The 19,303-nt window shown below is 41.0% G+C and carries 11 protein-coding genes and 1 pseudogene; 6 read left to right on the top strand and 6 right to left on the bottom strand.

Going from position 1 to position 19,303, the window contains the following annotated elements; translation table 11 throughout:
- Positions 1 to 17 precede the first annotated feature (17 nt).
- Both ACLV7H_RS08470 and ACLV7H_RS08465 read right to left on the bottom strand, forming a co-directional pair.
- Positions 18 to 758 (bottom strand): amino acid ABC transporter ATP-binding protein, encoded by a 741-nt coding sequence (locus ACLV7H_RS08470; RefSeq protein ID WP_045593084.1) that lies wholly within the window; start codon positions 756 to 758, stop codon positions 18 to 20.
- On the bottom strand, positions 755 to 2,320 hold the full coding sequence (locus ACLV7H_RS08465) for an ABC transporter substrate-binding protein/permease (RefSeq protein ID WP_411866933.1): 1,566 nt from the start codon (positions 2,318 to 2,320) through the stop codon (positions 755 to 757). Before ACLV7H_RS08465 ends, ACLV7H_RS08470 begins: the two co-directional genes overlap by 4 nt.
- A gap of 129 nt (positions 2,321 to 2,449) precedes the next feature.
- On the opposite strand from ACLV7H_RS08465, the gene ACLV7H_RS08460 reads away from it, so the two are divergent.
- Together ACLV7H_RS08460 and ACLV7H_RS08455 are read left to right on the top strand one after the other, a co-directional pair.
- A complete protein-coding gene (locus ACLV7H_RS08460) occupies positions 2,450 to 4,345 on the top strand; it encodes a DUF2207 family protein (protein WP_411866932.1) in 1,896 nt (631 codons plus the stop codon).
- Between the two features lie 59 nt (positions 4,346 to 4,404).
- Positions 4,405 to 5,250 (top strand): undecaprenyl-diphosphate phosphatase, encoded by an 846-nt coding sequence (locus tag ACLV7H_RS08455; protein WP_411866931.1) that lies wholly within the window; start codon positions 4,405 to 4,407, stop codon positions 5,248 to 5,250.
- Between the two features lie 34 nt (positions 5,251 to 5,284).
- Here the strand turns inward: ACLV7H_RS08455 and dinB are convergent, their stop codons facing one another.
- Positions 5,285 to 6,346, bottom strand: a complete 1,062-nt coding sequence (gene dinB, locus ACLV7H_RS08450) for a DNA polymerase IV (protein WP_411866930.1) — start codon at positions 6,344 to 6,346, stop codon at positions 5,285 to 5,287.
- Positions 6,347 to 6,578: 232 nt separating this feature from the next.
- Here dinB and pflB point away from each other — a divergent pair, with 232 nt between their 5' ends.
- The 3 genes from pflB (at position 6,579) to ACLV7H_RS08435 (ending at position 14,932) form a co-directional block, all read left to right on the top strand.
- Positions 6,579 to 8,894, top strand: coding sequence for a formate C-acetyltransferase (pflB, locus tag ACLV7H_RS08445; RefSeq protein WP_411866929.1), 2,316 nt, complete (start codon positions 6,579 to 6,581; stop codon positions 8,892 to 8,894).
- Between the two features lie 320 nt (positions 8,895 to 9,214).
- Complete coding sequence (locus ACLV7H_RS08440; protein ID WP_411866928.1) at positions 9,215 to 12,370, top strand: Spy0128 family protein; 3,156 nt, start codon at positions 9,215 to 9,217, stop codon at positions 12,368 to 12,370.
- 456 nt (positions 12,371 to 12,826) lie between these two features.
- Positions 12,827 to 14,932 carry an ATP-dependent Clp protease ATP-binding subunit gene (locus ACLV7H_RS08435; protein ID WP_411866927.1) on the top strand — a complete coding sequence of 702 codons (2,106 nt, stop codon included), beginning with the start codon at positions 12,827 to 12,829 and terminating at the stop codon, positions 14,930 to 14,932.
- A gap of 59 nt (positions 14,933 to 14,991) precedes the next feature.
- Here the strand turns inward: ACLV7H_RS08435 and ACLV7H_RS08430 are convergent, their stop codons facing one another.
- Entirely contained in the window at positions 14,992 to 15,474 is a 483-nt protein-coding gene (locus tag ACLV7H_RS08430; RefSeq protein WP_000032557.1) for an S-ribosylhomocysteine lyase, read from the bottom strand.
- A gap of 94 nt (positions 15,475 to 15,568) precedes the next feature.
- On the bottom strand, positions 15,569 to 17,053 hold the full coding sequence (locus ACLV7H_RS08425; protein ID WP_411866926.1) for a DUF1846 domain-containing protein: 1,485 nt from the start codon (positions 17,051 to 17,053) through the stop codon (positions 15,569 to 15,571).
- Between the two features lie 152 nt (positions 17,054 to 17,205).
- On the opposite strand from ACLV7H_RS08425, the gene ACLV7H_RS08420 reads away from it, so the two are divergent.
- The gene (locus tag ACLV7H_RS08420) at positions 17,206 to 18,816 is read left to right on the top strand and encodes a glycoside hydrolase family 13 protein (RefSeq protein WP_411866925.1); all 1,611 of its coding nucleotides are present in this window, start codon (positions 17,206 to 17,208) and stop codon (positions 18,814 to 18,816) included.
- A 12-nt stretch (positions 18,817 to 18,828) separates the two neighbouring features.
- Here ACLV7H_RS08420 and ACLV7H_RS08415 read toward each other — a convergent pair.
- Positions 18,829 to 19,267, bottom strand: a pseudogene (locus ACLV7H_RS08415) (IS3 family transposase); the annotation flags it as partial.
- Positions 19,268 to 19,303 lie beyond the last annotated feature (36 nt).

The following is a 19,303-nucleotide window of genomic DNA, read 5'->3' as shown; positions in this document are numbered from 1 at the left end:
AATGCAGTCTTTGTTTATTAGCTGAGATAACGTTGAAGAAATTCTTTTGTCCGGTCTTCTTTAGGATTTGTAAAGAGTTCTTCAGGTCTGCCTTCTTCAGCAATGACGCCCTTATCCATAAAGATGACACGGTGAGATACATCGCGGGCGAACTCCATTTCGTGGGTTACGACAATCATGGTCAATCCTTCCTGAGCCAGGTCTTGCATGATTTTAAGGACTTCACCGACCATTTCTGGGTCAAGGGCAGATGTTGGTTCGTCGAAGAGAATGGCATCAGGATTCATGGAGAGAGCGCGGGCGATAGCCACGCGTTGTTTTTGCCCCCCTGAGAGTTGTTTAGGCTTGGCTTGCCAGTAACGTTCTCCCATGCCAACTTTTTCGAGATTCTCTTTGGCAATTTTTTCAGCTTCAGAGTGATCGCGTTTGAGTACAGTTGTTTGGGCAACAATCGTATTTTCGAGAACATTCAGGTTTTCAAAGAGATTGAAAGATTGGAAAACCATACCGAGTTTTTCACGATAATGGGTGAGGTTATAGCCTTTTTCTAATACATTTTCTCCTCGATAGAGAATCTCTCCTTCTGTAGGTGTTTCTAGTAAATTAATCGAACGAAGGAAGGTTGATTTTCCGCTTCCTGAGCTCCCGATGATGGAAATAACCTCTCCTTTATGGACGGTGAGAGAAATGTCTTTTAGCACTTCGTTTTGCCCATAGGATTTTTTGAGGTGTTTGATTTCAAGGATTGGTTGTGTCATTTTTTCAAATCCTCCGTTTGCATTTGGTTAGCACCTGTAGTGTAAGTATCCATGTCCATACGACGTTCGATCAAGCGTAGGATACGGGTCACGGTAAAGGTGAGGACAAAGTAAATCACGGCGATGATGGTAAAGGTCTGGAAGTATTGGTAGGTTTGTGTTGCTACAGTATTTCCTGAGAAATAAAGCTCAACAACTGAAATAACGTTCAATACAGAGGTATCTTTGATATTGATGACAAACTCATTACCAGTAGCAGGTAGAATATTACGGACAACCTGAGGTAGGACAATCTTACGCATGGTTTGATTGTGGGTCATACCAAGAGCAGTTGCAGCTTCAAACTGTCCTTTGTCTACTGCTAGGATACCACCACGAACGATCTCTGTCATGTAGGCACCCGTATTGATTGAAACGATAAAGATAGCAGCTAGTGTGCGGTCAAGGTTGATACCAAAAGCTTGGGCAGTTCCATAGTAGATAACCATAGATTGAACAATCATCGGTGTACCACGGAATATCTCGATATAGACATTGAGAATCCAACCGACTAGTTTCTGTAGGGCGTACATTGCCTTGTTCTCAGATAGTGGAGCGGTACGGAAGACCCCGATCGCAAGTCCGATAAGGAGACCTGTGATGGTTCCGATAATGGAGATTAAGAGTGTGATACCAGCACCACGCAAGAGTTGTTGCCAGTTTTCAGAAAGGATCTTAGCGACTTGGCTAAAGAAACTACTTTCTTCCTCTGTTGTTGTAGACTCCACAGGTTGCTCTTTGATCATACGATCCATGAGGGCCATTTGCTCATCCTTAGAGATGGTTTCGATGCTCGCATTGATTTGGCTGATGCGGCTGTCATCTTTACGAAGTCCAATGGCAATAGCTGTATCTTCTTCGCCAGTTTTGAAACCTGGTTGAGGTTGGATCATTTTGAACTTTGCGTTAGCAGACTCAGCGGTCAGTGCTTCAGGTCGTTCAGAAACATAGGCATCAATAACACCGGCCTCCAGAGCTTGACGCATCTGAGCGAAGTCACCCATAGCAGTTTCTTTTTTGGCACCTGGAATTTGGGAAATCAGGTCATAAAGATAAACACCTTGTTGAGACGTGATTTTTGCCCCACTAAAGTCCTCTAAAGATTTGGCATTTGCATAGGCAGAGTCCTTTTTTACCAATAGAACCGGTTCGCTAGTATAGTAACTGCTTGAAAAAGCAATTTCTTGTTTGCGTTCAGCGGTTGGGCTCATACCGGCAATGATCATATCGATTTTGCCAGAAGTAAGGGCTGGAACAAGTCCTTCCCATTTGGTTTTCACGACCAATGGTTCCTTGCCTAGGTCTTTGGCAATCTTTTTAGCAATTTGAACATCGTAGCCGTTGGCATATTGGTTGGTACCGTCGATTTTGACGGCGCCGTTACTATCGTCGTCTTGGGTCCAGTTGAAGGGAGCGTAAGCTGCCTCCATCCCGATGCGTAAATATTCGTCGGCTTGGACTTGGCTAACTAGTCCTAAGGTAAGGGCTAGGCTAGCAAGGATAGATAAGCATAATTTTTTCATGTTTTCTCCTATTTCTAGTCTAAAAATGACTCTCTCTATTGTATCTAAAAATAGCGAGATTTTCAATACAAGTAAGCCTTTACTTATAAAAAATGATATAATGGTAAAAAGATTGAAAGGGAATTGATTATGAAAAAAAGATGGCTGTTGGCTTTGGTATTTGCTTATTTATTATTTATACCGAGCCTGGTTTTTGCAGTAGACTTTGATATCTTATCCTATCAGGGTGATTTGAATATTCATGCAGATAATACTGCAATTTTTAAGGAAACAATTACCTACCGCTTTGGAGATGATTATAATGGTCAGTTAGTTGGACTCGGAAAAGCTGGGAAAATGCCAGAAGAATTTGATATTGATTCTGACCCGACCGTTCAGGTCTCTAAAAATGGAAAAATTGTGCAAAATATTTCCTACTATACTATGGAGGAAGAGGACGGCTACAAGGTAAAAATTTACAATGCTGGATATGCCGGAGATACTGTTCGGGTAACGGTTACCTGGAAACTAACAAATCTTCTCTTCTTATATAAGGATATCGCAGAGCTAAATTGGCAACCCTTGACAGATAGTACTGGAGACATCAAAGAAATTGAGTTTAAGGTTAGCTCTGATACTCCAGCAGAGAAACTCTATTTTCATGCAGGCCAACTCTTAAGGGACTCTAGTGTTGAAAAAGCAAATAATCTCTATCATGTCAAGATGAAAGACCTTCCTAGAAAGAGTCAAATCGAATTACATGCTTACTGGCCGAGAAGTACTTTTGCAGAAGCTCCAGATCAAGGATTAGAGAAAGAACGTTTAACCAATTTTAACCGGATTGAAAGCAATATAGCGACAGAAAAAGCGCAAAGTGAGATTTTGATGAAATGGGTGTTTCCCGTCATTTTTATGAGTCTCCTGCTTTTAGTTCCTCTCTTCTATAGGATGTTTCGTCAGAGTACAAGTATTAAAAAGGTCTTTCCAAAAGATCACAGGCTTTATGAACCACCGATGGATTTGCCTCCAATGGTTTTAGCAGAAGCAGTGTATTCAACTTCCTTAGAGGAAGTCAATCCCCTAAACAAATCAGGTTTTGGCAAATTTACTTTTGAACGTTTGATTCAAGCAACCTTGTTGGATTTAGTCGATCGAGGCCATTTATCTATTTTTCAAGGGAATGATGAACCTTATCTACGAATTATCAGTGAAAAAGGCTTATCCAATTTTGAGAAGGAATGTCTGCGCATGACCCTATCGAATAAGAAAGAACTGGCTATTTCGGATTTATTTCCTGATTACCAAGTCTCATCTGGCTTGTACCATGGAGCTAAAGAGTCAGATGAAAAACATATCCGAGAAACAGGTATGCACCTCAAGCGTTCCTTTGAAAGAAGACTACAACGCATTCAGTCTTGTGTCAAGGATAAGGTCCATGTACTTCGTATTCCAAGCTATTATCGTCCCTTGACAAGTGAGGAACGCCGTCTTGCTCTTGGGATGCGGGTCTGTTCAGCTATAACGGCTCTAGGTGGTCTACTTTTCTTTTACTATAGTTGGAAAACACATGGCTTCTTTTCAATCCCATTTCTACTCTTAGGATTGACAGGATTAGGGGCTAGTTTCTGGGTTTATCTTGCCACGCGAGGAGCCTATCGCGATGGAGTTCTAACAGAGGAAGGAGCGGAGATCTTCTATCTCTGGACGAGTTTTGAAAATATGCTTCGGGATATCGCTCATCTGGATCAAGCCGAGTTAGAGAGCATCGTCCTTTGGAATCGTCTACTGGTCTATGCGACTCTCTTTGGTTATGCCAAGAAGGTGAGCAAGTTAATGAAAGTCCGCCATATTCAGCTTGAAAATCCAGATTTGAATCTTTATATAGCCTATGGTTGGCACACACAGTTCCATGCCTCAACTGCACAAATCAAGCAATACACAGCTGTCGCAAATACAGCTAGCAACTACTCTGTATCTTCTGGAAGTGGAAGTTCGGGTGGCGGATTCTCAGGAGGCGGAGGCGGTGGTAGCATCGGCGCCTTCTAAAAAATCTATCGCAACATCCGAAATTGTGCTATAATAGAGGACAGAAAAAGGAGTAATGTATGTATTTTATTGAAATTTTGAAGTCAATCTTTTTTGGAATTGTTGAAGGAATTACAGAATGGTTGCCCATTTCAAGTACAGGACACTTGATCTTGGTTGAAGAATTTGTACAATACAAGGACCAAAATGAAGCCTTCATGTCCATGTTTAATGTTGTCATTCAGCTTGGTGCCATTTTAGCAGTTATGGTCATTTACTTCAACAAGCTTAATCCCTTCAAACCTGGTAAAACTAAAGTCGAAGTTCGTAGAACTTGGCAATTGTGGTCAAAAGTCTTCGTTGCGACCTTGCCTTTGCTATTAGTCTTTAAATTAGATGATTGGTTTGATGCCAACTTCCATAACATGGTTTCAGTTGCGGTCATGTTGATTATCTATGGGGTTGCCTTTATCTATCTCGAAAAACGAAATAAGGCCCAAGCCATTGAACCAACAGTAACAGAGTTAGACAAGTTGCCTTATAAAACAGCTCTTTACATTGGGCTCTTCCAAGTCCTCGCCCTCTTCCCAGGAACGAGCCGTTCAGGTGCGACTATCGTTGGTGGTTTGTTGAATGGAACAAGTCGCTCTGTCGTAACAGAGTTTACCTTCTATCTCGGAATTCCTGTTATGTTCGGAGCCAGCGCTTTAAAGATTTTCAAATTTATTAAAGCAGGTCAACTTTTGAGTTTTGGACAACTGTTCTTGCTCTTGGTTGCCATGGGTGTTGCCTTTGTAGTCAGCATGGTTGCCATTCGTTTCTTGACAAGCTATGTGAAGAAACACGACTTTACACTCTTTGGTAAATACCGTATCGTACTCGGTAGTGTCTTGTTGCTCTATAGTTTTGTGCGTTTATTTGTATAAGAAAAAAGCTTGAGGGAAGTTTCCTTCAAGCTTTTTAAAATCCTGTCACTGTGATTCCTAGTAAACGGATACCTTTTTCTTTTTCAGCTAGTTCTTCATAGAGTTGAAGGGCGGTTTGCGCAATTTGGTTAGCGTCCTGTATAGCTTGTGGGAGGCTTTTTCGTCTAGTCAGAGTGGAGAAGTCAGCATATCGTATTTTTAGGATAATGATTTTTCCAGCCTTGTCCTGCGTGCTGAGATTGAGAGCTACTTTTTCAGAGAGTAGAGTTAGCTCTTTTTTGATATCTTCGTCATCCTGGAGAATCTTACCATAGGTTTTCTCCTTCCCGATTGATTTGCGGATGCGATTGGACTTGACCGGAGAATTGTGAATACCACGAGCTTTTCTATAAAGGTCAAAACCGAGTCTGCCAAAGCGATCGATTAAAGTAACTTCTGAGACGTCCAATAAGTCTGCGCCAGTATAAATGCTCATTTCATGAAGGCGTTCAACTGTTTTCTTGCCCACGCCATGGAATTTAGCAATGTCCATTTGTTTGAGAAAGTCTTGGGCCTGATTTGGAAGAATCACTGTCAAACCATGTGGTTTTTGATAGTCACTAGCCATTTTAGCTAGGAATTTGTTATAAGAAACACCTGCAGAAGCAGTCAGGTGTAGTTCCTGCCAGATATCCTGTTGGATGAGACGAGCTATTTTGACGGCTGACTTGATACCGAGTTTATTTTCTGTCACATCCAAGTAGGCCTCGTCAATACTCATAGGTTCAATCAAATCAGTGTAGCGTTTAAAAATAGCTCGAATCTCAAGTCCTACAGTCTTATACTTTTCATAATTTCCTGAGATAAAGACAGCTTGGGGACAACGTTCATAAGCTTCTTTAGAGCTCATGGCTGAATGAACACCAAAAGCTCGTGCCTCGTAGCTACAGGTAGAAACTACACCTCGACCACCTGTTTGTCTGGGGTCACTTCCGATAATGACAGGTTTGCCCTTTAACTTAGGATTATCTCTTATTTCCACCGCAGCAAAAAAGGCATCCATGTCGATATGGATGATTTTTCTGGACAAATCATTTATCAATGGAAATATGAGCATTCCAATCCCTTTCTAGTGTCGTTTTCTATTTATTATACCTTTTTTTCTGAAAAAGTGGGAAAGTCCAACCTGACTTTCAAAAATATAATACAGATAAGAACGAAAAAGAGACTGTATTATAAAAGAAAGCGTTTAAAATGCCGGTTTTCTCTTGTTGAAATCGGTTACTGTATGGTATACTTGTCTCAAGAATGTAACAGATGACTGTTGCTAGAAAAAAGAGGACATTAACATGGTTGTTAAGACAGTTGTTGAAGCACAAGACATTTTTGATAGAGCTTGGGAAGGCTTCAAAGGCGTAGATTGGAAAGAAAAAGCAAGTATTTCTCGCTTCGTTCAAGCTAACTACACACCTTATGATGGAGATGAAAGTTTCCTTGCTGGACCAACAGAACGTTCACTTCACATTAAAAAAATCGTAGAAGAAACAAAAGCACACTACGAAGAAACTCGTTTCCCAATGGACACTCGTCCAACATCTATTGCTGATATTCCTGCTGGATTTATCGACAAAGAAAACGAAGTGATCTTTGGTATCCAAAATGATGAACTTTTCAAATTGAACTTCATGCCAAAAGGTGGTATCCGTATGGCTGAAACTACTTTGAAAGAAAATGGATACGAACCAGATCCGGCTGTTCACGAAATCTTCACTAAATACGTAACAACAGTTAACGACGGTATCTTCCGTGCCTACACTTCAAACATCCGTCGTGCTCGCCACGCTCACACTGTAACTGGTCTTCCAGATGCATACTCACGTGGACGTATCATTGGTGTTTACGCACGTCTTGCTCTTTACGGTGCAGACTACTTGATGCAAGAAAAAGTAAACGATTGGAACTCAATCGAAGAAATCGATGAAGAAACAATTCGTCTTCGTGAAGAAATCAACCTTCAATATCAAGCATTGCAACAAGTTGTTCGCTTGGGTGACCTTTACGGGGTTGATGTTCGCAAACCAGCGATGAACGTCAAAGAAGCAATCCAATGGGTTAACATTGCTTTCATGGCTGTCTGTCGTGTGATCAACGGTGCTGCTACATCTCTAGGTCGTGTGCCAATCGTATTGGACATCTTTGCAGAACGTGACCTTGCTCGTGGTACATTTACTGAATCAGAAATCCAAGAATTTGTTGATGATTTCGTTATGAAACTTCGTACAGTTAAATTTGCTCGTACAAAATCTTATGATCAATTGTACTCAGGTGACCCAACCTTCATCACAACTTCTATGGCTGGTATGGGTAATGACGGTCGTCACCGTGTTACTAAGATGGACTACCGTTTCTTGAACACTCTTGACAACATCGGTAACTCACCAGAACCAAACTTGACAGTTCTTTGGACTGACAAATTGCCATACAACTTCCGTCGCTACTGTATGCACATGAGCCACAAACACTCTTCTATCCAATACGAAGGTGTAACAACAATGGCTAAAGACGGATACGGAGAAATGAGCTGTATCTCATGTTGTGTATCTCCACTTGACCCAGAAAACGAAGATCAACGCCACAACATCCAGTACTTCGGTGCTCGTGTAAACGTTCTTAAAGCTCTTCTTACTGGTTTGAACGGTGGTTACGACGATGTTCACAAAGACTATAAGGTATTTGACATCGATCCTATCCGTGACGAAGTTCTTGAATTCGAATCAGTTAAAGCCAACTTCGAAAAATCTCTTGACTGGTTGACTGACACTTACGTAGATGCTTTGAACATCATCCACTACATGACTGACAAGTACAACTACGAAGCTGTTCAAATGGCCTTCTTGCCAACTAAACAACGCGCTAACATGGGATTCGGTATCTGTGGATTTGCTAACACTGTTGATACATTGTCAGCTATCAAGTACGCTACAGTTAAACCAATCCGTGATGAAAATGGCTATATTTACGATTATGAAACAATCGGTGAATACCCACGTTGGGGTGAAGATGATCCTCGTTCAAACGAATTGGCTGAATGGTTGATCGAAGCTTACACAACTCGTCTACGTAGCCACAAGCTTTATAAAGACGCTGAAGCTACAGTATCACTTTTGACTATCACATCTAACGTTGCTTACTCTAAACAAACTGGTAACTCACCAGTCCACAAAGGTGTATACCTCAACGAAGATGGTTCTGTGAACTTGTCTAAACTTGAGTTCTTCTCACCAGGTGCTAACCCATCTAACAAAGCTAAAGGTGGATGGTTGCAAAACTTGAACTCACTTGCTAGCCTAGACTTTGGTTACGCAGCTGACGGTATCTCATTGACAACTCAAGTTTCTCCACGTGCTCTTGGTAAGACTCGTGACGAACAAGTTGATAACTTGGTAACAATCCTTGATGGTTACTTCGAAAACGGTGGACAACACGTTAACTTGAACGTTATGGACTTGAACGATGTTTACGAAAAGATTATGTCAGGTGAAGACGTTATCGTACGTATCTCTGGATACTGTGTAAACACTAAATACCTCACTCCAGAACAAAAAACTGAATTGACACAACGTGTCTTCCACGAAGTTCTTTCAATGGATGACGCATTGAGCTAAGATTTAATTAGAATATAGAAAGAAAGCTAGTCTATAGGACTGGCTTTCTTTCTATATCTACAAACTAAATTTTCGATATATCATATGAAAAATACTGAGAGACTTTGTTCATTATGGTGACAATGTGTTGAAATTTAAAAGAAAAATATAATAAAATCTTATAAAAACCTATTTTCAAGTAATTAAACTTGAATAGATTGTATTGAAATGTTATAATAAAATAGATAAACTCTAGTAGTGATAGGGGTTGTCAAAATGGTATGATCTAATCTCTTAGGGAGATTAGAAATAAAAATTTCATATAGAAAAGAGGAGAAGAAATGTTGAAAAGCAAAGCGTTAAAAATGCTTTCTAAATTTTCTGCGTTAGCTTTTGCTATTTTAGGTCTAGCATCTGTTTTGGTAGGCATTGTTAAAGCAGATAATCCTGTTTCAAAAGAATTGACACAAGTAATTACAGGAATTGATCTGTTAGATGCTTCAGATACTAAGCAAAATGTGAGTTCAGAAGGAGATTTCTCGCTTCGTACGAATTTAGCATATAAGCTTCGCGTGACCTTTGATCTCAAACAGTATAATGAAGATCTGAATAATGGAGATTATTTTACCTTTGATATACCTGCTCCTATGGCAGTTTATGAGGGGAGTCAGGATTTAATTGATCCGACAACAAAAGTTACTATTGGAGAAGCTGAAGTGACTTCAAATGGTACTGATCAAGGTGGGAAAGCAAAAATCACCTTGAAAAATTTGGATAAATATCTAGAGAAAACTGGTGGAGATAAGGTAAAGGATGTGTCAGGGAATTTTTCTGTTTCTTTTAGATTCTTAAAAGATCAGAATAAAACCCGCATTAACTTTAATTCATCCTCATTGAAGCAAGAAGTGACTCACATTTATTCATCAAAAACAATCGATGGTCCCAAAGTTGGTACTGAAAATTACGCTAAAATTGGGGGTCGTGCTGCCCTTGAAAGTTGGAATTCTCCTAGATTAGCTGAGATTGGTTCGGTTAGCAAGGGAGATGCTGTTTCAAATTGGCGGGTACGTGTAAATACAGAGAAACAAGACTTGGGACAAAACATTGTATTACATGATACTATACCAAATGATGATACTAGTTACACTCCCGCACAGTATATTCCTGAGACTCTAAAAGTTTACAAGGCAAATATCACTGTTGGGACTTCTGCTGTTCCAGATGATGCAGTATTGTTAACTGAGGGACAAGACTATACTGTTTCGTGGAATGAAAACTATACTTCATTCGATATAACTTTTAAAGATGGAACGACATCTTACTTTGTTACTTATAATACAACAACTCCAAATGATGGTACTAAAGTAGCAAATATCGCAGCCTTGTCTCTAGCAGACGGAACAAAACTGGCTCAAAATACAAGTCGTCCAGGAGCTCTTAGCATGAAATCAGAAGCGACTTCCTTGATTTCAGGGACTATCGTGGCTTCTACAGCTTACCAAATTAAGATTCATAAGACTGATGCCTTCACTCTTGAACCTGTTCAAGGAGCAGTTTATACTGTAACGGCAGCAGATGATGCAAGTGAAACAACAGAAGTGACTACAAATGAAAAAGGAGTAGCACTGACTAGAACTTATGATCAGAAATGGAAAGGTAAAACTTTCAGGATTAAAGAGAAGACAGCTCCAGCTGGCTATAAGCTAGATGAGAAAGAGTATACAGTTAAACTCGGAGCAGCAGGTTCTACTATTAATCTTACAGATGAACCAGTTCCAGTTGTATTCAATGTGACTGCTAAGAAAGTGGTAGAAGGTCGTACAGATAAACTTCCTAAAGCAGATGAGTTTACTTTCAACTTATACACAGCAGAGAACTTGAAGACTCCAGTAGCTACAGCGAAATCAAAAGCTGACGGAACGATTACCTTTGAGAATATCGAATTGAAAGGTGCAGGAACCTATCGCTACATCATCAAAGAAGATACTTCAAAAGCAATCGATGGTATCACATTTGATGAGGAAGGCAAGGAAGTTACTGTAACCGCAGCATTCCAAGGTGGTGTATTGAAAGCTTCTGTCACTTCAGCAGAGCCAACTTTCACCAACACATATAAAGCCGCTTCAACAGATGCGACAATCAAAGCAACTAAGAAGATTACAGGTAAAGCACTTGTAGCTGATGCTTATACTTTCGAATTGAAAGAAAAAGATACCGTTGTAGCTACAGCTAAGAACACTGCTTCAGGCGAAGTTGTCTTCAACGTCAACTACACCGAAGCAGGCGAGCACACTTACACCATTACCGAAGTAAAAGGTGACGAAAAAGGTGTGACTTATTCAACTGAATCCTACACAGTGGAAGTGAATGTAGTAGATAACGGTCAAGGTCAATTGGTTGCGACTGTAAAAGATGCGGATGCAGAACGTCCATTCACAAACGTTTATAAAGCCGCTTCAACAGATGCGACAATCAAAGCAACTAAGAAGATTACAGGTAAAGAGCTTGTAGCTGACGCTTACACTTTCGAATTGAAAGAAAAAGATGCCGTTGTGGCTACAGCTAAGAACACTGCTTCAGGCGAAGTTGTCTTCAACGTCAACTACACCGAAGCAGGCGAGCACACTTATACCATTACCGAAGTAAAAGGTGACGAAAAAGGTGTGACTTATTCAACTGAATCCTACACAGTGGAAGTGAATGTAGTAGATAACGGTCAAGGTCAATTGATTGCGACTGTAAAAGCTGCGGATGCAGAACGTGTCTTCACCAACACTTATACAGCACCAGTTCCACCGGCTCCAGCAGCTACATCAGCAACACTTGAGTTTACGAAAGAATTGACTGGTCGTGCTTTGGTTGATGGTGAATTCCAATTTGAATTGTATGAAGATACAAACAAACTAGATACAAAAACAAACCAAGCTGGAAAAGTAACATTTAATGTAATCAACTATGATGCAGAAGGTGTTCATACTTATACTGTAAAAGAAGTGAATGCTGGAGCAACTGGTATTACTTACGATACAGAAAAGACTGTAAAAGTAACAGTAACCAAAGATGCAGCAACAAACGCCTTGAAGGCGGCTGTTGAATACCCAGCAGGTAGTGTCTTCAAAAACATCTACACGCCAGATCCAAACCCAACTCCAGATCCAGCGCCAACGCCAACTCCAGATCCAAAACCAACTCCAGATCCAGCGCCAACTCCAGATCCAGCGCCAACTCCAGATCCAACGCCAACTCCAGATCCAAAACCAACTCCAGATCCAACACCGGATCCAGATCCAACACCGGATCCAACACCAAATGATCAAGGAACAAAACCAAATGTCCCAGAACAAACTGAGGATCAAAAACCAACACCTCCAGCAACTGAGGAAAAAGGTCAAGCTGAACTTCCAAATACAGGTGAAGCAACATCTATCTTCTCAGCAATTGGATTTGTAGTCTTGGCATTGAGTGGATTGGTATTCTTCGTAAAACGTAAAGCTTAAGCTTTCGTAGAAGAAATATGAAACATGAAACTTGGTAAGTGAGAATTCTACTTCTCTCTTAAACTTGATAGAGAAAGTCTCTAGAAAATTCGTTTTCTAGGGGCTTTTTTGTGCTTCAAAAAATTTTTTAAAAATAGTCAAATTTAGTCAAAAAAGTTATTGACTTTTACTGACCAAAGTGGTATAGTAGAAACATAAGGAAACTGAATTCCTTAAATAGCTCACTTTCAAGAAATTAGTCTTTGAGAATGAGCTATAGAATCCCAAGAAAGGGGTGAGGCCTATGTTTAATCTAACAGACTTTGAAAAGAAGATGATAAAAGCCTTATTTAAAAAAGAAAAACCAGAAATTATACGTAGAGTAGCTAGTTAGCTAGTCTAAAATTTTTAAAACAAAGGTCAAAGATAGTCAATATCAGAGATCGCAAATATTTAACAATAAACGAGGTAAAGAATATGAACAACAACTTTAATAACTTTAACAACATGGATGATTTATTTAACCAATTGATGGGTGGTATGCGAGGATACAGTTCTGAAAACCGTCGCTACTTGATTAATGGACGAGAAGTGACACCTGAGGAATTTGCTCAGTATCGTGCAACGGGGCAATTACCAGGAAATGCAGAATCTGATGCGCAAATGCAACAACACGCTTCAGGTATGAAACAAGACGGTGTCCTTGCTAAACTAGGTCGTAACTTGACAGCGGAAGCTCGTGAAGGCAAGTTGGATCCTGTTGTTGGACGAAACAAGGAAATTCAAGAAACATCTGAAATCCTCTCACGTCGTACCAAAAACAATCCTGTTCTTGTCGGAGATGCAGGTGTTGGTAAGACAGCCGTTGTCGAAGGCCTAGCACAAGCTATTGTGAATGGAGATGTTCCGGCTGCCATCAAGAACAAGGAAATCATTTCCATTGATATCTCAGGTCTTGAGGCTGGTACTCAATACCGTGGTAGCTTTGAAGAAAACGTTCAAAATCTAGTAAACGAAGTGAAAGAAGCAGGAAATATTATCCTCTTCTTTGATGAAATTCACCAAATCCTCGGTGCTGGTAGCACTGGTGGAGACAGTGGATCTAAAGGTCTTGCGGACATTCTCAAGCCAGCTCTCTCCCGTGGTGAGTTGACCGTTATTGGGGCAACAACTCAAGACGAATACCGTAACACTATCTTGAAGAATGCAGCCCTTGCTCGTCGTTTCAACGAAGTCAAGGTCAATGCTCCTTCAGCAGAGGATACCTTTAAAATCCTTCAAGGCATTCGTGACCTCTATCAACAACACCACAATGTCATCTTGCCAGATGAAGTCTTGAAAGCAGCAGTGGATTATTCTGTCCAATACATTCCTCAACGTAGCTTGCCAGATAAGGCTATCGACCTTGTCGATGTAACGGCAGCTCACTTGGCAGCTCAACATCCAGTAACAGATGTTCATGCTGTTGAACGGGAAATCGAGGCAGAAAAAGACAAGCAAGAGAAAGCAGTTGAGGCAGAAGATTTTGAAGCAGCTCTTAATGCCAAAACTCGCATTGCAGAATTAGAGAAAAAAGTCGAAAATCACACAGAAGACATGAAAGTGACTGCCAGCATCAACGATGTGGCTGAGTCTGTAGAGCGAATGACAGGTATTCCGGTATCACAAATGGGAGCGTCAGACATCGAACGTTTGAAAGATATGGCTCATCGCTTGGAACACAAGGTAATCGGCCAAGACAAGGCAGTAGAAGCAGTGGCTCGTGCTATTCGTCGTAACCGTGCAGGATTTGATGAAGGCAATCGCCCAATCGGTAGCTTCCTCTTTGTAGGTCCAACTGGGGTTGGTAAGACAGAACTTGCTAAGCAATTAGCGCTCGATATGTTTGGTACTAAAGATGCGATCATCCGTTTGGATATGTCTGAATACAGTGACCGAACAGCTGTTTCTAAATTGATTGGTACAACAGCAGGTTATGTGGGGTATGATGACAATAGCAATACCTTGACAGAACGTGTTCGTCGTAATCCTTACTCTATCATTCTCTTGGATGAGATTGAAAAGGCGGATCCTCAAGTCATTACACTTCTCCTCCAAGTCTTGGATGACGGTCGTTTGACTGATGGTCAAGGAAATACAGTGAACTTCAAGAATACTGTCATTATCGCGACATCAAATGCTGGCTTTGGCTATGAAGCCAACTTGACAGAAGATGCGGACAAACCAGAGTTGATGGATCGCTTGAAACCATTCTTCCGTCCAGAGTTCCTTAACCGCTTTAACGCTGTTATCGAGTTCTCACACTTGAATAAGGAAGACCTTTCTAAGATTGTGGACTTGATGTTGGCTGAAGTCAACCAAACTTTGGCTAAGAAAGGAATCGACCTTGAAGTTAGCCAAGCAGCTAAGGACTTTATCACAGAAGAAGGCTATGACGAAGTTATGGGTGTTCGTCCTCTCCGTCGCGTGGTTGAACAACAAATTCGTGATAAGGTGACAGACTTCCACTTGGATCATCTAGATGCCAAACATCTGGACGCAGATATGGAAGATGGCGTTTTGGTCATTCGTGAAAAAGCCTAACACAAGATTTTGAGAATAAAAAAAGAAGGAACTAGCTAAAAAGCTGGTTCCTTTTGTGTTTAGATGACATGACGCTCAAAGGCATCATCTGAGATTCCTTGTTCCAGGATGAGCTTCGCCCATTCCTTAGCAGAAAAGAGGCTGTGGTCCTTGTAGTTTCCGCAAGATTCGATGGTTGTTCCAGGGACATCTTCCCAAGTAGTAGTCTCAGCGATTTCCTTGAGCGAGTCCTTGATAACGGCTGCAATTTCAGCGCTAGTATGGCGTCCCCACATAATCATGTGGAAACCAGTACGGCAACCGAAGGGCGAGCAGTCAATCATGCCGTCAATGCGGGTACGGATGAGTTTGGCCAAGAGATGCTCGATAGTGTGAAGGCCAGCGGTTGGGATAGAGTCCTCATTTGGTTGCACCAAGCGAATATCAAAGTTGGAGATGACATCTCCCTTCGGCCCTGTTTCTTCCCCAATCAAGCGAACATAGGGTGCTTTAACAATGGTGTGGTCTAGTTCAAAACTTTCGACAATAACTTCTTTTGACATGGTAAATCCTTTCAGTTTTCTTCTTTCATTATATCATAAAGGATGCTCTTGAGATAGAGAGAAAACCTCTCCAAGAAAGGAGAGGTTTGAGTTTTTATTTGCGATACAAGCGATCGTATTGGTAGTAAGGATCAAAGGTTACGTTGATACCTAGTTTGCGAAGGACATTCTTGTCTTCATCGGTCAAGATGATGGTAGAGTGGGCTTCGCTACCTTTGAGGTTACCAAGTTCTTCCATTGCACGTGCTGCGTCAGGATTTTCCATGGCTGTAATAGCAAGGGCAATGAGAATTTCATTTGAATGTAGGCGCGGATTACGGCTACCTAGATGATTGATTTTAAGACCTTGAATTGGTTTAACGACTTCAGGCTCGATTAGTTTCACTTTCTTAGCGATGTCAGCTGATTTTTTGATGGCATTGATCAAGGCGGCTGCTGTAGGACCAAAGAGTTCAGAGTTTTTACCAGTTACGATTTCCCCATTTGGCAATTCAAGGGCTAGGGCAGGGCCACCGGTTTCTTCAGCCTTTTGACGTGCTGCGACAGCAACCTTACGGTCTGCAGGTGTGATACCGAGGTCGTTCATGAGCAACTCGATTTTTTTGACAGCAGTTTCTCCGACTTTTTCAGCTTTAAAATCAAGAACAGTTTGATAGTAGCGTCGGATGATTTCTTGTTTAGAGGCTTCGACAGCAGCTTCATCATCTGTAATAGCAAAACCAACCATGTTGACACCCATGTCTGTTGGTGAAGCGTATGGAGACTCACCAAGAATGCGTTCCAACATACGTTTGAGAACTGGGAAAATTTCGATATCACGGTTGTAATTGACAGTGGTTTCTTCGTAGGTTTGGAGATGGAAAGGGTCAATCATATTGACATCATCAAGGTCTGCGGTTGCAGCCTCGTAGGCCAAATTGACTGGGTGATGAAGGGGAAGGTTCCAGACTGGAAAGGTTTCAAACTTAGCGTAACCAGACTTAATGCCATTGAGTTGGTCGTGGTACATATTGGACATACAAGTGGCCAATTTTCCAGAACCAGGTCCAGGAGCAGTTACGACGATCAAGTTGCGACTGGTTTTGATGTAGTCGTTTTTCCCCATGCCTTCTGGAGAAATGATGTGGTCCATATCAGTCGGATATCCTTTGATTGGATAATGAAGATAAGAATCAATCCCGTTTTTATCTAACTGGTTGCGGAAGGCATCTGCAGCAGGTTGGCCAGCATACTGTGTGATGACAACAGAACCAACAAAAATTCCCAGTTCATTGAATTTGTCAATCAAACGAAGAACTTCTTGGTCATAAGAAATGCCTAGGTCACCACGTGCTTTGGAATGTTCGATGTTGCTTGCGTTGATGGCAATCACAACCTCAACTTGCTCTTTCAATTCTTGCAAGAGCTTGATCTTGTTGTCAGGCTCATAACCGGGAAGTACACGAGCAGCGTGGAAATCTTCTAACATTTTGCCTCCAAACTCCAAATAGAGCTTGCCGTCAAATTGGTTAATGCGCTCCAAGATATGGTCGCGTTGTAGATTTAAATATTGTTCAGAACTAAAAGCTTGTTTTTTCATTTTTTTACCTCTGACCTCTATTATAATAAAAAATTGGAAGATAGGAAACTATGGAGTCAAAAAAGAAATTAAAAAGATTAGGCAAACGCTTGTACTAAGTTTTAAAAAGCGCTATCATAGATTATAGATTATTAAAATAATGAGGTAAGAAGATGCAAGAAAAATGGTGGCACAATGCCGTAGTCTATCAAGTCTATCCAAAGAGTTTTATGGATAGCAACGGAGATGGGATTGGTGATTTGCCAGGAATTACTAGTAAGTTGGACTATCTAGCTAAGTTAGGAATCACAGCGATCTGGCTTTCTCCCGTTTATGACAGTCCTATGGATGATAATGGCTATGATATTGCCGATTATCAAGCAATTGCAGCTATTTTTGGGACTATGGAGGATATGGATAAATTGATCACGGAAGCCAAGAAGCGTGACATTCGAATTATCATGGACTTGGTGGTCAATCATACCTCAGATGAACATGCTTGGTTTGTCGAGGCCTGTGAAAATCCTGACAGCCCCGAGCGTGACTACTATATCTGGCGGGATGAGCCCAATGATTTGGAGTCTATCTTTAGTGGGTCTGCTTGGGAATACGATGAAAAGTCTGGTCAATACTATCTCCACTTTTTCAGCAAGAAACAGCCTGATCTCAACTGGGAGAACGAAAAACTTCGCCAGAAAATTTACGAGATGATGAACTACTGGATTCATAAAGGAATTGGTGGTTTCCGTATGGATGTTATTGACATGATTGGAAAAATTCCTGATGAGAAAGTAGTCAATAACGGTCCTATGCTCCATCCCTATCTCAAGGAAATGAATCAGGCGACCTTTGGAGATAAGGATCTCTTGACAGTAGGGGAGACCTGGGGAGCAACGCCCGAGATTGCTAAGTTCTACTCTGATCCAAAGGGACAAGAATTGTCTATGGTCTTCCAGTTTGAACACATCTGTCTTCAGTATCAGGAAGGGCAACCTAAGTGGCACTACCAAAAAGAGTTAAATGTAGGGAAGTTAAAAGAGATTTTTAACAAATGGCAGACAGAGTTAGGAGTTGAAGACGGCTGGAATTCCCTCTTCTGGAACAACCATGATCTTCCTCGTATCGTCTCTATCTGGGGAAATGACCAAGAATACCGTGAAAAATCCGCCAAAGCCTTTGCAATCCTACTTCATCTTATGAGAGGGACTCCCTATATCTACCAGGGTGAAGAGATTGGGATGACCAACTATCCGTTTGAAACACTGGACCAAGTAGAAGATATTGAATCCCTTAACTATGCGCGTGAGGCTCTTGAAAAAGGCGTTCCGATTGAAGAAATCATGGACAGCATCCGTGTCATTGGTCGTGATAATGCCCGTACCCCGATGCAATGGGATGAGAGTAAAAACGCTGGCTTCTCAACAGGTCAACCTTGGTTGGCAGTTAATCCAAACTACGAAGAAATCAGCGTTCAAGAAGCACTGGCAAATCCAGATTCAATTTTCTATACTTATCAAAAACTCGTTCAAATCCGCAAGGAAAACAGTTGGCTGATTCGCGCTGACTTTGAATTGCTTGATACGGTTGATAAGGTCTTTGCCTATATTCGTAAAGTTAGAGACCGACGTTTCTTAGTTGTGGCTAACTTGTCCAATGAAAAACAAGGCTTAGCAGTAGAAGGAAGAGTTAAGTCAATCTTGATTGAAAACACTACTGCTAAAGAAGCAGTTGAAAAACAAACCTTGGCTCCATGGGATGCCTTCTGTGTGGAACTAACGGATTAAAATAAGTGAACCTCAAGCCTTTGATGCTTTGTACGGACCCCCAAAAGTTAGACAATTTATTTCTCCGAAGGATTTAGTTCTGTATTGAACAGAGCTATGTCCTTTTAGTTTAACTTTGATTCGTTTGTTGTTGTAGTAATTAATGTAGTTCACAATTGCTTGTTCAAGGTCTTCTAAAGAACTAAAGTGCTTCTCATAACCGTAAAAACATCTCCGATTTCAAAATACAAAAGAGGGACTCCATCATACCGTTGTCTGGGCTGTTACCCTTGCGCGACATGGATGGCTGAATTTCCTTATTCTCTAGAAACCGATGATAAGAATCATGTTGGTATTGCTAACTTTGATCGCTATGGAGAATCGTATTTGTGTAATGATCCTCACTGAAGGCCTGGTTTAACATAGCTTTCACTTGTTATAAATTTGGTGAAGTTGAAAGATTATATGCGATAAAAGTGCGAGATAATCAAAACGGATGATATACATG

The organism is Streptococcus oralis, from assembly GCF_965111685.1.
GTDB classification, from domain to species: domain Bacteria; phylum Bacillota; class Bacilli; order Lactobacillales; family Streptococcaceae; genus Streptococcus; species Streptococcus oralis_B.
This window is presented reverse-complemented; position numbering and strand designations above follow the sequence as displayed.

Excerpts from the sequence above, each read along its gene's own strand:
- ACLV7H_RS08470 (WP_045593084.1), bottom strand. The coding sequence starts at position 758 with ATGACACAACCAATCCTTGAAATCAAACACCTCAAAAAATCCTATGGG.
- ACLV7H_RS08465 (WP_411866933.1), bottom strand. The coding sequence starts at position 2,320 with ATGAAAAAATTATGCTTATCTATCCTTGCTAGCCTAGCCCTTACCTTA.
- ACLV7H_RS08460 (WP_411866932.1), top strand. The coding sequence starts at position 2,450 with ATGAAAAAAAGATGGCTGTTGGCTTTGGTATTTGCTTATTTATTATTT.
- ACLV7H_RS08455 (WP_411866931.1), top strand. The coding sequence starts at position 4,405 with ATGTATTTTATTGAAATTTTGAAGTCAATCTTTTTTGGAATTGTTGAA.
- dinB (WP_411866930.1), bottom strand. The coding sequence starts at position 6,346 with ATGCTCATATTTCCATTGATAAATGATTTGTCCAGAAAAATCATCCAT.
- pflB (WP_411866929.1), top strand. The coding sequence starts at position 6,579 with ATGGTTGTTAAGACAGTTGTTGAAGCACAAGACATTTTTGATAGAGCT.
- ACLV7H_RS08440 (WP_411866928.1), top strand. The coding sequence starts at position 9,215 with ATGTTGAAAAGCAAAGCGTTAAAAATGCTTTCTAAATTTTCTGCGTTA.
- ACLV7H_RS08435 (WP_411866927.1), top strand. The coding sequence starts at position 12,827 with ATGAACAACAACTTTAATAACTTTAACAACATGGATGATTTATTTAAC.
- ACLV7H_RS08430 (WP_000032557.1), bottom strand. The coding sequence starts at position 15,474 with ATGTCAAAAGAAGTTATTGTCGAAAGTTTTGAACTAGACCACACCATT.
- ACLV7H_RS08425 (WP_411866926.1), bottom strand. The coding sequence starts at position 17,053 with ATGAAAAAACAAGCTTTTAGTTCTGAACAATATTTAAATCTACAACGC.
- ACLV7H_RS08420 (WP_411866925.1), top strand. The coding sequence starts at position 17,206 with ATGCAAGAAAAATGGTGGCACAATGCCGTAGTCTATCAAGTCTATCCA.